The following is a 13,216-nucleotide window of genomic DNA, read 5'->3' on the forward strand; positions in this document are numbered from 1 at the left end:
TTCGATGATTTACTCAATAAATAACGGGTTATTTAGGTGATTTGAAACCACGCGCAGCCGCACGGCGGATAGCTTCGAGCTTGTCCGGGCGCTCACTGTTCGGCACCACGCCCTCTCCGGTCCAGCCGTCCACCAGGTTGTTAAAGCCATACAGTGTTTGCTTGCCACCGAAAGGAATTAGCGGAACTTCGGTTTCATCACCGGGTTCAAAACGGATAGCGGTGGTTGAGGAGATATTCAGCCGCTTGCCATAAGCCGCCGCACGGTCAAATTCAAGTGCGCGGTTAGCTTCGAAGAAGTGGAAATGTGAACCCACCTGAATAGGCCGGTCACCGGTATTTCGCACTTTTACTTTGGTAACAGGCTTATTCTCATTAAAGGTGATGGGGGTATCAGCTAAAATACAGCCACCCAGTGGGGTATTTTGCTCTGTCGACTCTTTAGTACCTTTCTTTGCGCTCATGCTTTAATCCTCTGCAATAATCAGTTCAGGTCTTACTCGCATGTTGCCGTTACACTTATTTAATGGGATCGTGCACCGTGACCAGGCGGCTACCGTCAGTAAAAATCGCTTCAACCTGAACATTTGGAATCAGATCAGCTACCCCGTCCATCACGTCATCTTTGGTGAGAACTTTGCTGGCTTCTTTCATCACATCTTCTACAGATTTGCCATCTCTGGCCCCTTCCATTGCTGTCACTGTAATAATCGAAACGGCTTCCGGATAATTGAGTTTCAATCCACGTGCTTTGCGCTTGAACGCCACATCAGACAGCGTGTAGATCATGAGCTTTTCAACTTCTCTTGGGGTGAGCTGCATAAGCCCTCCTGTATCGTGTTAAGAAAGTGAAAGTGAGAAAAACAATTTACTAAAAAAGACGAATAGCCACCGATTGCGCTGTTGGTAGTAACAACAGTCGCGATTAACCGAGGTTATCCCGTCAGATTTATTTGTGTGATGATTTGCTTGGATGGGTTTTTTTTACCGCTTTTAGTTATTTCAATCAATAAGAAATTAGTGTTCAGTAATATTTTTTTACTAAAATAGAAATGTATTACTGCATTTATCCACAGTAACCCACAAGTGCAAAAACCAATTAATCGTTTGCTTTCTATAGCTAATGTCATAGCTAATGAATCCCTTTATTTAAAGCTCGATTTCAGTATGAATTTTTTGTAGCAGAGATAAGAAAAAACCTATGCTTTGCTATAAAAAAACCACCTTTAACCAATATAGACTAAAAATTTGAAAATTCATCATTAGTTGCAAATTTAATAAAAACAGTTATATGTTACAATGTTGTGACTTAATATTATTCATTTAAATCAAATAATTAAGCCAAAAAACCAATGTTATTATTCGTCAAAAATAAAGTACCCACTTCTGCCACATTAGCCACTCATGGCATAAAATATCAATAAGATAAAATCCAAGCCATACAAAACTCCAGCCCATCACAATTAGCTGCCATTATAAATTCAATTTATTAATGTAAACTTACTTGGACATAATATTAATCACTATTAACTCGATATAAAATAGCATCCATTGAATTTTATAGGTGAGATATGATCTCAATCAATATATGAATAATCAAAAGTTAGGCGAAAAATACTCTTCACGGAGATTAATAGTCACGTTGCATTATTATTTTATGACTTAGTTATTAACTCTTCTTTATGGCAACGTCTATCCTGACTTTATCATTGCCAGGCCGAGATGAGGTTTAATCTGTGGCGTTGAATAATGGGGGCTGTTATTTCCTCTTTCGGGTATCCATATACGCGAACACACTTTTTCTAATAAGGCTTTATTGTGGCTAAAAATAATTAACCCCAGTGGACGATGAGCCGCTTCTGCCAATAAGAGTTGCCAGACTTGCGCCTGAACATGTGCATCCAGTTGCGCAGTAACTTCATCAGCAATCAAATAACGAGTGCGAGGGTCCAGTGCTCGCAACAGCGCAATACGGGCCAACTCCCCGCCAGATAGCTCATCGGGCCGACGCTTCAACCAATCTGGATTCACCGCCATCCGCTCAAGCCAATAGGCATCTGGCCGCCAGGCATCGTGCAGACTCTCCCCCGTGGTTCGGTAAGGATTGAAGCTTTGTTCCGGATGCTGAGGTACCAATTGGACCGGGCAATACCCTTTTTTCGCCAGCGGTGCTCCGCCGAGCAAAATTTGCCCCGACGTGGCTGATTGCCATTGCGCCAAGACTCGGCCAAGGGTGGTTTTACCAAAGCCACTGGGGGCGGAGATACCCAATCGCTCTCCCGCTTTGAGAGAAAAGGAGATTGAATCCCACAGCCGTTTTCCCCCTTGATCAATGGTTAGATTGTCGACACTAAACATACTCTGCCACCTCCGTCGACGATAACTTCTGACTGACAAATTGCTGCTCCGGTAATGCCGCCCATAGCGATTGCAACCAAGGGCTACCGCCGTTATTTTTTAACGCCTCCGCGCTCAGTGTTTCGTGCAATTCGCCTTGATGTAATACCGCAATTTTATCGGCAAAACGCGCTGCCAGTGCCAAATCATGAGTGACCCACAAGATGCCGCGCCCTTGCTGACAAAAAGCCCGTAAGTGGGTGAGTAACTGACAGGCATGTTCATCATCCAGCCAGGAGGTGACTTCATCGGCCAGAATATAGCGGGCACGAGTCAGGGTTGCGCAGCTGGTCAGGACACGTTTGGCCATCCCGCCAGAGAGTTGGCGAGGGAAATCATGCACCAGTCCCGGGGCCAAATTGTAAGTTTGCAGCTGCATAGCGACATCTTCCAGCCGCAGTTTTACGCCACTGAGCTGTGCGGCGCGGGTCATTTGCGACCCCACTTTGATCAAGGGATTAAGGGCGCTGACCCCTTGGGGGACATAGCACAGGGTTTTGCCACGCTGCTCAATTTTGTCGCGGGCACACAAAACCTCGCCATCAAGGATAATCTCGCCATGGCAGCGCATATTATCCGGCAGTAGACCCAGCGCACTTTGCAGTAACAGGCTTTTACCTTCACCACTGCCGCCGACTAACGCCACTAGCTCCCCCGGATTCACCTCCAGTGAAATATTACTCAGCAGAGGGTGCCAGGTTTTTCGCCCCAACCAGCGGTAATGAGCAACATCGATGGCAAACCTTTCAAATTTCAACATCAGGTTATCCTCACCCAGAGCTGTTGCAGTGATCGGGCAAACTGGTCAAATATCAGTACTAATCCCACCAAAATCAGTCCAGGGAAAAATGCTAACCACCATGCCCCACTACTCAGATAGCGCAACGCGTCGGCCAATAATATCCCCAGTGACGGTTCATGAGGTGACAACCCGAAGCCCAGAAAACTGAGGGCTGCGCTGTGTAACACCGCATGGGGGAACATCAACAGTGTGCCAACAATCCATTGCGGTAGTAATAACGGTAGCAGATGATGACGCCAGCGGTAAAAATTACTGTTACCCAGTCGATGGGAAAGCATCACATAATCAGTTTCACGAATGCGTAAAATTTCCGCCCGCAGAATCAAGGCCAGCTTGGGCCAATGGGTTAATGCCACCGCCAGAATAACGCCATGTTTTCCGCCGCCCAAGGTGAAGCAAATCAGCACTAACAGCAGCAAATGCGGCAGTGCCAACATGCTGTCAATCAGCCCACGAATAAGGTAATCCAGCGTTTTATTCACCGCACACAGACTGGCGGTGAGCATCGCCAACAAGCCACTGGCAAAGGCGGCAATCAGGCCAATCTGCAAACTGGTGGTCATGCCCTGAAAACAGCGCAGCCACAGATCACGCCCCAGACTGTCAGTGCCGAACCAATAGACCATCGAGGGCGGCTGACGACGAGCCATCAAATCCATTGGAACGTCGACAGGATAGATGGCCCAACCATAAATGATCAGAATGGATAATAGCGCGATTGAAACAAACAGCCGGAACAACGCCCGGTTTGGGTTATAAGTCATAATTGTCGTGCCGCCCCCCTATTCAGGCGGTGTAACAGTGCATTGGCAATGCTGTTACCGCAGAAAACCAAGATGGCGCAAAACATCACGATCCCCATTAATAGCGGAATATCACCGTGTAACCCGGCATCAATGGTCGCCTGCCCCAAGCCGGGATAGGCAAAGACTTTTTCAGCTAATAGCGATCCCCCCAGCAGCTCACCCACCGAGGCAAATTGCAGGCAGAGTGCGGGGGTGATCGCATGGCGCAAAATATGGAAATTCACCAGCGACCAGCCTTTATCCCCCTGCGCTTGCGCATAGCGAATAAATTCACTGTTCATCACCTCGGCCACTCTAGCGCGGGTATGCAGGGCGATGTTGCCGACCCCCAATAGCCCCAGTGCTAGCATCGGCAAAATAAGATGGTGCAGCTTATCGCCCCAACTGGCGGTCTCAGCGTTACTGCCCGGTGTCCATGCACAGCAAATCGGTGCCCAATTCAGTTTTACCGCGAAGAGCGACAGCAGCAATAAACCAATCCAGAAGGTGGGCAGTGAGGCCAGCAAATAGGATAGCGATGAGATTACACGATCCGGCCAGCGATTGAGATAACGCCCCGCCGTTAGGCCCAGCAGAAGCCCGACAATACCTGAGAATAACCACGCCGAAACCAGTAACGCGAACGAGGTCGCAAAACGCTCGCCGATAACCTGCGAAACCGGAGCGTTATACAGCATCGAGTACCCCAAATCCCCTTGTAGGACTTGGCTAAACCAGTGCAGGAATCGCTGCCATAACGGCAAGTCCAGTCCCCATCGCGCTGCAATCAACGGATATTGCTCCGGTGGAACATGCAGCAGTTCACTCCCAATATAGGCGCGGATGGGATCGACGGGGGAGAAGCTCAATAGCGTAAAAGTGCCTACTGCGGTGACCAGCAGCAGGCAGATTAAACGCACAATGAAAAGTGAGACCCCCTTCATTACTGACAGGTCCATTTCCAGCTATCAAGGCTATTGAGCAGCGACCAAGAGCCGTGGATCTCTGGTGCCCCCTTGCCTAAGTCAACGCAATCATTAGCCAGATAAGTATGCTGAATATTCAGCAACCAGGCCCATGCCGCGTCGCCACGAATACCGGCACCGGTGGTTCCATCCCAATCCACCTGTTGCCAGAAGGGCACGGCTTGCTCCCACGTTGGGGCATCCAATGCCTGTTGCAGATGTTTATCAACCACCGGATTCTGGTAATAACCCGGATTGTAATACTCCACGCCAGCCGCTTTGCTGCTGTAGTGATGGTACAGCTCCATTGGGTCCAGGCTGCCCCAGCCAAACAGCGTTGGATTGGCATGCATATTACGTTCCACGGTTTCCCAACTGCCTGATTTTAAATCCACATCAATGCCGATAGGCTTTAGCATTGAGCGAATCGCCTGCGCTAAATCACGGCGCGTGGTATCACCGCTGGTATACCAAAGTGTTATCTTAGCTGGCACGCCACTCTTTTCCCGAATACCCTCTTGGTTCAGCGTCCAGCCAGCCTGTTCCAATATCTGTTTGGCTTGTTCGAGATCACCGTCTTTGATGGCCGAATCAGGATTATTCCATGGTAACCCCTGTACGCCAGTGTAGGCCGGAATCGCATGGCCCTCCATGATCTGCTCAGCCAGTAACTGGCGGTTGATGGCATAGTTAATCGCACGCCGAATCGCGACATCCGCCGTGACGTCATTACCAATCGGGTCACCATGAGCATCTTTTTTGCCCGAAGGTGTGGTCGGGAACACAATGCCACGGTTTTCGACACTCGGTCTGACCCATAATTTCATGTTATTGACCGGGCCAGCCGCCATAGATGGGGGAATACGTACCACGCCTAATTGCCCACTTTGCGCGGCTGCAAAGGCGCTGTCTTCATCAAGGAAGACAAAAATCAGCTTATCGAAGTCGTTTTTACTCCCCGCATAGTAGGGGTTCGCTTCGACAATCATTTGCTGACCGGGCTGGAAACTGATTAAGCGGTAGGGGCCAGCACCTATAGGTTTTTGCGCATAAGTTTTAGCATCATATTTATCGGCTGAAACAATCCCCAGTGAACCCAATACGTTGACAAAGGTACTTTGCGGGGCCTTCAGTTGGATACGCACATTGAGCGGGTCGATCTCTTGCGCACTCAGGAAGTTGCCCATATCAACTTTACCGCCACTGGCAGCCGCATTGTTGTAGGTAAACACCACATCTTTGGCGGTCAGCGGCGAACCGTCAGAAAATTTAAGATCAGGCTTGAGCGTCAGTAACCAGGTTTTACCCTCGTCACTGGTTTTATACTGGCTCAGCAAAAAGCTATTCCAGCTAAGATCTTCATTTTGTTTCAGCAATGGACTATGCAGTAGCAAATAGCTGCCATGACTCCACCCTAACATGGGGTCAAAACCTTCAGTTGGCTCATCACCGATAGCCAGTTGCAGTGTGTGAGGTGTTGCAGCATTGACCGAAATAGATAAAACACTCAATAAAGTGGCGGTCAGTAAGGTAGTACGGAGCCATAGACGTTTAGACATGTATCATCCTTTGATAAATTAGCTAGCGAATATAGGTCATCGCCTGTCAGAAAGAGATTCAACAAGCAATTAAGCGTAGCACTAAACATTAATATGGGTAATGTATGCCTTATTTAGCAGTAATGACTGATTTTCTATTCATCCATTAGAACTTTAAAGTATTTATGTGACAAATATCGGATTTAGATGAGGTAAATCAAAAAAAACCAAGCTGGAAATAAAATTGATTATAAATAAAATTGATCTGCATCTATAAAGTGGCAAAAAATATAAACCCTGAATAGTACAGAGATAATCTGCCCCTCAACCTAACCACAGACTTACCTATTATAACTTGCTCACTGAGAGGCTTAGCCTATGAATTAGCTCACTTATTATTCCCCATTGCTTTATCAAGGTAGTTAATTATTGACTCATCACTTCAGCTGTTATTTTGCGTTACGAATAATCAAAATAGTGCCGGAATAATATGACAGATTCCAACCAGAGGTTATTATCCACTGATTGAAATTTATCATATTAATAACAGCAAGAGAGTGATTAAGTCGGCATTCCTTGGTATAGGAATATAGCTAGCGATACAAAGGATGCTTCACAACAAACCCTAGGGTATACCCTAGTTACGGCAAATACTCATCATTGGTTTGATAGGTCATATCGTAAAAATAAGTGCTGAACGGCAACTCATAAAATACATGAGTGCTTTCCAACAGTGCTGGCAGGATTCTGGATCCGCAGCGTGAAGACTCTTCCGTCGGATATTGCCGCTGGCAGTAACCCCGTGGGCTATCGATAAAGTCCATCTTTGGGGTACGTTTAAGCACTAAGACTTTCCCCTCATCAATCCCCATCTGGGGTTCAATGGAAAAAAAGCTCAGTTGTGATACGAATGCAGTGATACCAATAGCTGCCACAACAACCCACAGATAAACTGAACGCATACAGAATTCCTGTCATGAATAAGCACTATCACTCTACCAGCTAACTCATAATGAGTGCCAAGAATAATAGTGCCCACCACTCATCACGAGTCAACAAGACACATTCAATTTATGCCACCAGCGGGGGAAGTGCATTCAACCATGGCAACCGCAGCGGGTGGCATCGCGTCTGCGGTATATCGGCGAAAGTTTAAATAGGGTTAGCCGTGGATAATTTAGGGTATGGCATCTATTGCGACTATCGCAGAAAACAAAAAACCTCGCCGTGGCGAGGTTTTATTACAGCTAAACGTTTATTGCAGCAGTGTAAATTACAGCGCTACGACGTTTACAGCTGAAGGGCCTTTCTGGCCTTGTTCGATGCTGAACTCTACGTTCTGGCCTTCATCAAGAGTTTTGTAATCTGTACCTTGGATTGCAGAGAAATGTACGAATACATCTTTGCTACCGTCAGCAGGAGAAATAAAACCAAAACCTTTACCAGCATCAAACCATTTTACTAAACCAGTCATTTTATTAGACATAAGATATTTCCTTCATTATTAGTGCCAATATTTGGCTATTGAGGTCTGTTTATCAAGAGTTACTTATGGGGGCACTAAAGAAGGAAATTCGTCGGAGAAGTGATGTCTAAAAATATCGCTTTAACTAGGAACTGCTTTACTTAAATGGCTTACATAAATAGGTCTGTGCTACAAACCGATGAGGCTATTAACGCATGCTAAGATATTAATAGCAAGGCTTATTTATTTATCTCCTTAATGGATAATAAACACACGCCTCTCATAAGTTATGGTAAAAGCTAAGGTTAATGCCTCGCCCAATTCAGTTCTACATCGCGAGTAAAAGTCAGATTCTAGCGGATGAGGTTATGTTCAAATTTCGTTATACTGCCACTGAAAATCGGAAACCGTCATAAAGGAAAAGCAATGACAATGCGTGAGCTTGAAGTACAGTTTCTTAATGCAATGAGTGAGTTGCAGTCAACTTTTGAGAAACAGCATCAGACATGGCAGGCAAGTTATACCGCACTGCAACATGAGCTGGAGCAGTCAAAAGCACGGGAAACGGCATTGCGTGCTAAAAATGATATGTTGCTGAGAAAGCTCAATACCGCGAATACTTTGCCGGAGCAACATTCGCTGGTCAGACAGATAAAAATGCTGGGTGCCCATCTTGATGCGCTGGCGAAAGATGCCGCAGCTTTCAATCATCATCTGAATAATCAGCAGAAAAATAGCGATAATTTCAGTGGCAATACCCCTTAAACACTGCGTTGAATTTATCGGCTCAGGCGATTTAACAGCCAGATAATTTTACGTTGTCAATTTCACCTTATATGGCGCAAAGAAACACTCAATGACGTGGATAATTATTGCTGTTTTGATCGTGGTTTTTATTGTGGGCTATCGTGTATTGACATCAGATACCCGCAAGGCTGTGGATACACTGGCTAATTTACTGAAGATAAAACCCATATATATTGAGTCGATGTTGCAAGAGATGGGGCAACGTCAAACTCAAATGTTTATTCGCTCCACCAGCAATGGTTATGCCGAAGATGTTAGAAAGGCGGCATATCTGGTTTTCATCTATCAGACCTTTATTAAAGATCCCTCCGACGAAAATGTGATGCAATGGCGAAATACGCTGGTTCGTGCACATATCTCTCCAATGCTGACGGCCGAACACACCGAGGCAGCACTGTTCTATTTTGCTGAGCTGGATTTAGACGCTTTTGAATTGGCGCAATTTCGCCGCCACTATAATCTGCATTTTAATCAGGAAGCTGACGCCGTATTGCATTGATAATGGCACTACGGCGCGATGATATTTATTGCGGTAGGCTAGCGCTAAATTGGCTGAAACATGCTGTTCAGGTAGCGCAATAATATTTCCCTTGAACTAAAACCGTGAGCAATACCGTAGCGATCTTCGGCTTCACCCGCCAGATAGAGTGGAAACTCAACATACTTATCACTGATACGAATAGTGGCTGTCGGCGTGGCAAACAGCAGACTTTTATCTTTTTGCGCGGGGTGGATAACTAAAGCAGTCCTGCCCATACGGGCTTCACGATTCACATAAACGTAGTGTCCCGCTTTCCGATAACCGTAAGCCTGATCAACCGTATAATCCCGCTCAAAACCGGCATTCTCCAGGACTCTAGCCACTTCATCTGGCCGTAAATACATTTATTTTCCCTCTTTTTAACTACTATTGAGCGACCTTACCGCAATAAATAAGGGAAACCACGTATTTAATGGCTCAAAACGGCTATTTAGGAATAGTCTACACGCCACTACGAGGGAGTCATGCCCTTAAACCGCATAAATTCACGATTGAAATTGGATTTAGTTTGGAACCCCGACTCTAGCTAAATCACAGAATCAGTCAGAAATAATACGCAGGCAAGTAATACACCACACAACGTCACGACACTGAAAATCAGTTCAAACAGATAGCGATTGATCATGATGATTAGCCTATAAAAAAAGACACCCGGCATTAACCGGGTGTCTGGAATGGGCTAGACGGTGCGGTACAAAGCCCGCATTCCGGCGTAATTATGCAGCTGGCGCTGTGACTGATTTTTTAGCAGTTTTGTGGTGTTTTTTAGCGGCTTGTGCTTTTTGAGCTGGCGCTTTTTTCACGTGTTTTTTAGCGGCCTGTGCTTTTTGAGCAGGTGCTTTTTTCGCGTGTTTTTTAGCGGCCTGTGCTTTTTGCACTGCGGCTTTTTTCTCGTGTTTTTTAGCTTTAGTAGCTTGTGCTTTCTGCTCAGTTGTTTGTTTGGTGGCTTTATGTTTTTTATGTTGAGTTGCTTTAGCTGGTGCCGCTTTCTCTACAGCAGGTGCCGCAGTAGTGCTGGTTGCAGCTGGAGCCGCAGCGGCTGCAGTCGTTTCAGCAGCGAAAGCAACAGAAGACAGACCCATAGTTGCAGCAACGATCAGCGCTAATACTTTTTTCATTTTCAAATCCTCAGAGTTTTTTTCGCTAAGCCCCCGATGGGGCCGTTGGGAAGAATCATAGAGGATTGAATTTTCTCTTTCCGTGAGTCATTGGTTTCGCTAAGTAACCAAATGTACAAAATCACCATGGTGAATACTTGTGCCATTAATGCTACCCCGCCTAGGATTACTCCTTAAGCCCATTAGGCCTGCTGATTGATAGTCTATGCTTAATGTTCATCAGGCAAATGGAGAGTCAAATGTTCAAGAAATCAGAAAAAGTTGAAAGAAATCTCGATCAAGACGTGACCCTTCTGGCAGATACTCTCGACGATGTCTTACGCTCATCAGGTGAGAAAACCAAAGAGGAACTGACCAAGGTGCGCCAAAATGCCGAAGGGGTATTACGTGATGCTCGAGCGCGGTTCAGTGGCTCGACCAGCCTGAAGCAACATGCCCGCGACGTTGCCGGTAATGCGGATCACTATATCCGCGATAAGCCATGGCAAGGTGTCGGTATTGGTGCCGCTGTCGGTATCGTACTGGGTGTATTGCTGGCACGCCGCTGAAATCAAGTTGATTGCCGATAAACTAACAACCTATGCCCCTTATTGCTGTGTCTACGGCAGCTGAATACTGTTTGCTTATCGGTGGCCCAGGTGATCCTCACCTCGGGCCAACACCTTTACTCCTCAGATAAAAAACGCATTATTTTTGCCAACCGTGCCACCAACTGATCGGTTTCTGTCACCGACGTCAGATTAGTAAAGCCCATCAGCAGACCATTCTCACCTTGGTCACCCACCACTCTCTCTGCCAACGCCCAATCTGATAGCGCCTGAACCGCCAGCCCTTGACGTTGAGCTTCTGCGGCAACAGCCCGATCAACAAGACGGCCATCCAGCCGCGCCAGTAATTGAATGCCGCCCGACTGCCGTTCAACCTCGACGACCCCCGCAAGCTGCCGCATCAGGCTGGCAGATAACATTTCGCGACGCTCCGCATAGAGGTGGCGCATTCGTTTGAGGTGGCGGTAAAAATGCCCCTGATTCATAAATTCCGCCACACTGGCCTGTATCAATGGCGGGCAGGCACAGGTCCGCAACTGGCTGCGATGACTAAATACCGCCACCAACGCAGGAGGAACCACCAGATAAGCCAGCCGCAGTGCCGGAAACATCACTTTGCTAAATGTTCCGGCATAAAGCACCCGCCCTTGCCTATCCATACTTTTTAGCGGAGGCAGTGGGCGCCCTTGATAGCGGAACTCACTGTCATAATCATCCTCAATGATCCAAGATTGCTGCTGTTCTGCCCAATCCAATAGCGCCATGCGACGCACTAAGCTGAGCGCTACACCTAATGGGCTTTGATGCGCTGGCGTAATGATGGCAAAACGCGCCAGCGGACAAGAGTGAATGGCGGCGTTCACATCCATGCCTTCGTCATCCACCGTCACTGGATGCGGGATTAATCCCGCTTCGCGGATCAACTGTTGAGTGGCGGGATAGCCGGGATCTTCCAGCCAACCACGATCACCGGGTTTCAGCAAGGTGCTGACCACCAAATCCAGTAGCGATTGATAACCCGCACAGATAAAAACTTGCTCCGGTTGGCAACTGAACCCTCGTGAGAGCTGCAAATAGTGGGCAATGGATTCACGTAAGGCGGGTAGTCCGGTGACGGGAGGATGCCCGAGTGATGCGGCGGTCAAATTGTGTAGCTGTTTCGCCATAATCCGCCCCCATTGGGCGCGTGGGAAGGCATCCAGTGCGGGCAGACCCAACTGAAACGGCAGCGCCATCATACGGTTAGCCGATAGCGCATTATTGACCGCAATGGGTTGAGTGCCTTCGGCTACCCTGTTCAAGGGCAGCAAAGGGGCATCAAGTAGCTGAGCTGAAACGTAGGTTCCACCCTGCCCACGGCTTTGCAAGAAGCCCTCGGCAATCAATTGGGCATAGGCGTTTTCTACCGTACCCCGAGCAACCCCAACTTCGCTGGCCAGCGCCCGAACCGAGGGTACGCGAGTATCAGGTAGCAGTGCGCCCTGAACAATCGCATCTTTAATACGTTGATAAATCTGGCGATAAACCGGCTCGTTTTGCTGACGATCCAAGTTCAGCAGGCGCGAAAACATCCTCATCATGACCCACTAAAATAAGTAATTTATGGCCCTATAGTATAGGCCATGGTGTTGCTAAAGTAGCGCCATATCTTACAATCAACCTCACAGGTCACTCTCATGGTTAAGCAGCGCCTCTATTTCTCAGAACTCTCTCCAGCCACCTACAAAGCACTGGTGAACACCTCCCTCACGCTAGATAAAAGTTCGTTACCCAAGGCCATGATCGAAATGGTTTTTATGCGGGTGTCGCAGATTAACGGCTGTGCGTTCTGTCTGGATATGCACGGTAAATTCTTGCGTGCCAATGGCTTCGATAACGCCAAAATGGATATGATCGCCGGATGGCGGCTGAGCCATGCCTTCAGTGAAGCTGAGCGAGCGGCACTGGATTGGGCTGAAGCGGTCACTAACATCACCACCAGCGGCACGCCTGATCATATTTTCGACGCCTTGAAGGCGCATTTTACCGATGCCGAAATTTCTGACTTAACTTTTGCTATCAGCATCATGAATGCATTTAACCGGTTAGCTGTCAGTCTGCGTCAGTAACAGATCTATCCCGTTCCCTTCTGCGTTAAAAATATTTTTACCCTGCTCATTATTACCAAACTCTGCTGCCAGCCCTGTGCTGGCGGCCTTGTCTCTATGTGCATCATAGATTACACGCAAATAACTACATATGGTGTGGTTGA

16 protein-coding genes are annotated in these 13,216 nt (G+C 47.3%); 4 read left to right on the top strand and 12 right to left on the bottom strand.

Annotated elements, in window-relative coordinates; genetic code table 11:
- Positions 1-28: 28 nt before the first annotated feature.
- From ACZ76_RS04300 to cspE, 9 genes are all read right to left on the bottom strand, one after another.
- Positions 29-463 (bottom strand): urease subunit beta, encoded by a 435-nt coding sequence (locus ACZ76_RS04300; RefSeq protein ID WP_048617139.1) that lies wholly within the window; start codon positions 461-463, stop codon positions 29-31.
- Positions 464-518: 55 nt separating this feature from the next.
- Complete coding sequence (locus tag ACZ76_RS04305) at positions 519-821, bottom strand: urease subunit gamma (protein WP_002215288.1); 303 nt, start codon at positions 819-821, stop codon at positions 519-521.
- Positions 822-1,691: 870 nt separating this feature from the next.
- Entirely contained in the window at positions 1,692-2,357 is a 666-nt protein-coding gene (locus ACZ76_RS04310; RefSeq protein WP_048617144.1) for an ATP-binding cassette domain-containing protein, read from the bottom strand.
- Positions 2,350-3,156, bottom strand: a complete 807-nt coding sequence (locus ACZ76_RS04315; RefSeq protein ID WP_048617146.1) for an ATP-binding cassette domain-containing protein — start codon at positions 3,154-3,156, stop codon at positions 2,350-2,352. The genes ACZ76_RS04310 and ACZ76_RS04315 overlap by 8 nt, the downstream gene beginning before the upstream one ends.
- The gene (locus tag ACZ76_RS04320) at positions 3,156-3,962 is read right to left on the bottom strand and encodes an ABC transporter permease (protein ID WP_048617147.1); all 807 of its coding nucleotides are present in this window, start codon (positions 3,960-3,962) and stop codon (positions 3,156-3,158) included. The genes ACZ76_RS04315 and ACZ76_RS04320 overlap by 1 nt, the downstream gene beginning before the upstream one ends.
- On the bottom strand, positions 3,959-4,927 hold the full coding sequence (locus ACZ76_RS04325; RefSeq protein WP_072081121.1) for an ABC transporter permease: 969 nt from the start codon (positions 4,925-4,927) through the stop codon (positions 3,959-3,961). The genes ACZ76_RS04320 and ACZ76_RS04325 overlap by 4 nt, the downstream gene beginning before the upstream one ends.
- On the bottom strand, positions 4,927-6,507 hold the full coding sequence (locus tag ACZ76_RS04330) for an ABC transporter substrate-binding protein (RefSeq protein ID WP_048617151.1): 1,581 nt from the start codon (positions 6,505-6,507) through the stop codon (positions 4,927-4,929). Before ACZ76_RS04330 ends, ACZ76_RS04325 begins: the two co-directional genes overlap by 1 nt.
- Positions 6,508-7,127: 620 nt before the next feature.
- Positions 7,128-7,448: a hypothetical protein gene (locus ACZ76_RS04335; RefSeq protein ID WP_048617153.1), complete on the bottom strand. Its 321-nt coding sequence runs from the start codon at positions 7,446-7,448 to the stop codon at positions 7,128-7,130.
- Between the two features lie 311 nt (positions 7,449-7,759).
- Positions 7,760-7,972 carry a transcription antiterminator/RNA stability regulator CspE gene (cspE, locus tag ACZ76_RS04340; RefSeq protein ID WP_005275958.1) on the bottom strand — a complete coding sequence of 71 codons (213 nt, stop codon included), beginning with the start codon at positions 7,970-7,972 and terminating at the stop codon, positions 7,760-7,762.
- A 405-nt stretch (positions 7,973-8,377) separates the two neighbouring features.
- Here cspE and ACZ76_RS04345 point away from each other — a divergent pair, with 405 nt between their 5' ends.
- Both ACZ76_RS04345 and ACZ76_RS04350 read left to right on the top strand, forming a co-directional pair.
- Positions 8,378-8,716, top strand: coding sequence for an MbeD/MobD family mobilization/exclusion protein (locus ACZ76_RS04345; RefSeq protein ID WP_048617156.1), 339 nt, complete (start codon positions 8,378-8,380; stop codon positions 8,714-8,716).
- A 91-nt stretch (positions 8,717-8,807) separates the two neighbouring features.
- Positions 8,808-9,257 carry a DUF1198 domain-containing protein gene (locus tag ACZ76_RS04350; protein WP_005275954.1) on the top strand — a complete coding sequence of 150 codons (450 nt, stop codon included), beginning with the start codon at positions 8,808-8,810 and terminating at the stop codon, positions 9,255-9,257.
- A gap of 44 nt (positions 9,258-9,301) precedes the next feature.
- Here the strand turns inward: ACZ76_RS04350 and ACZ76_RS04355 are convergent, their stop codons facing one another.
- Both ACZ76_RS04355 and asr read right to left on the bottom strand, forming a co-directional pair.
- The gene (locus ACZ76_RS04355; RefSeq protein WP_048617158.1) at positions 9,302-9,643 is read right to left on the bottom strand and encodes a DUF2002 family protein; all 342 of its coding nucleotides are present in this window, start codon (positions 9,641-9,643) and stop codon (positions 9,302-9,304) included.
- Positions 9,644-10,015: 372 nt separating this feature from the next.
- A complete protein-coding gene (gene asr, locus ACZ76_RS04360; protein WP_048617160.1) occupies positions 10,016-10,417 on the bottom strand; it encodes an acid resistance repetitive basic protein Asr in 402 nt (133 codons plus the stop codon).
- 239 nt (positions 10,418-10,656) lie between these two features.
- On the opposite strand from asr, the gene ACZ76_RS04365 reads away from it, so the two are divergent.
- Positions 10,657-10,965, top strand: a complete 309-nt coding sequence (locus ACZ76_RS04365) for an ElaB/YgaM/YqjD family protein (protein ID WP_048617162.1) — start codon at positions 10,657-10,659, stop codon at positions 10,963-10,965.
- Between the two features lie 116 nt (positions 10,966-11,081).
- Here the strand turns inward: ACZ76_RS04365 and pdxR are convergent, their stop codons facing one another.
- Positions 11,082-12,545, bottom strand: coding sequence for a MocR-like pyridoxine biosynthesis transcription factor PdxR (pdxR, locus tag ACZ76_RS04370; RefSeq protein ID WP_048617164.1), 1,464 nt, complete (start codon positions 12,543-12,545; stop codon positions 11,082-11,084).
- Positions 12,546-12,641: 96 nt separating this feature from the next.
- Between pdxR and ACZ76_RS04375 the strand changes: the two genes are divergently transcribed.
- Entirely contained in the window at positions 12,642-13,073 is a 432-nt protein-coding gene (locus ACZ76_RS04375; protein ID WP_048617166.1) for a carboxymuconolactone decarboxylase family protein, read from the top strand.
- The last annotated feature ends 143 nt before the right edge of the window (positions 13,074-13,216 follow it).

Origin of the sequence: Yersinia aleksiciae, from assembly GCF_001047675.1 — a bacterium.
In the GTDB taxonomy this organism is placed as follows: domain Bacteria; phylum Pseudomonadota; class Gammaproteobacteria; order Enterobacterales; family Enterobacteriaceae; genus Yersinia; species Yersinia aleksiciae.

What these genes read in the sequence shown, in the direction of transcription:
- ACZ76_RS04345 (WP_048617156.1), top strand. Translation starts at nt 8,378, where the DNA reads ATGACAATGCGTGAGCTTGAAGTACAGTTTCTTAATGCAATGAGTGAG.
- ACZ76_RS04315 (WP_048617146.1), bottom strand. Translation starts at nt 3,156, where the DNA reads ATGTTGAAATTTGAAAGGTTTGCCATCGATGTTGCTCATTACCGCTGG.
- ACZ76_RS04335 (WP_048617153.1), bottom strand. Translation starts at nt 7,448, where the DNA reads ATGCGTTCAGTTTATCTGTGGGTTGTTGTGGCAGCTATTGGTATCACT.
- ACZ76_RS04320 (WP_048617147.1), bottom strand. Translation starts at nt 3,962, where the DNA reads ATGACTTATAACCCAAACCGGGCGTTGTTCCGGCTGTTTGTTTCAATC.
- ACZ76_RS04365 (WP_048617162.1), top strand. Translation starts at nt 10,657, where the DNA reads ATGTTCAAGAAATCAGAAAAAGTTGAAAGAAATCTCGATCAAGACGTG.
- ACZ76_RS04350 (WP_005275954.1), top strand. Translation starts at nt 8,808, where the DNA reads ATGACGTGGATAATTATTGCTGTTTTGATCGTGGTTTTTATTGTGGGC.
- ACZ76_RS04310 (WP_048617144.1), bottom strand. Translation starts at nt 2,357, where the DNA reads ATGTTTAGTGTCGACAATCTAACCATTGATCAAGGGGGAAAACGGCTG.
- ACZ76_RS04300 (WP_048617139.1), bottom strand. Translation starts at nt 463, where the DNA reads ATGAGCGCAAAGAAAGGTACTAAAGAGTCGACAGAGCAAAATACCCCA.
- pdxR (WP_048617164.1), bottom strand. Translation starts at nt 12,545, where the DNA reads ATGATGAGGATGTTTTCGCGCCTGCTGAACTTGGATCGTCAGCAAAAC.
- ACZ76_RS04375 (WP_048617166.1), top strand. Translation starts at nt 12,642, where the DNA reads ATGGTTAAGCAGCGCCTCTATTTCTCAGAACTCTCTCCAGCCACCTAC.
- cspE (WP_005275958.1), bottom strand. Translation starts at nt 7,972, where the DNA reads ATGTCTAATAAAATGACTGGTTTAGTAAAATGGTTTGATGCTGGTAAA.
- ACZ76_RS04330 (WP_048617151.1), bottom strand. Translation starts at nt 6,507, where the DNA reads ATGTCTAAACGTCTATGGCTCCGTACTACCTTACTGACCGCCACTTTA.
- ACZ76_RS04355 (WP_048617158.1), bottom strand. Translation starts at nt 9,643, where the DNA reads ATGTATTTACGGCCAGATGAAGTGGCTAGAGTCCTGGAGAATGCCGGT.
- ACZ76_RS04305 (WP_002215288.1), bottom strand. Translation starts at nt 821, where the DNA reads ATGCAGCTCACCCCAAGAGAAGTTGAAAAGCTCATGATCTACACGCTG.
- asr (WP_048617160.1), bottom strand. Translation starts at nt 10,417, where the DNA reads ATGAAAAAAGTATTAGCGCTGATCGTTGCTGCAACTATGGGTCTGTCT.
- ACZ76_RS04325 (WP_072081121.1), bottom strand. Translation starts at nt 4,927, where the DNA reads ATGAAGGGGGTCTCACTTTTCATTGTGCGTTTAATCTGCCTGCTGCTG.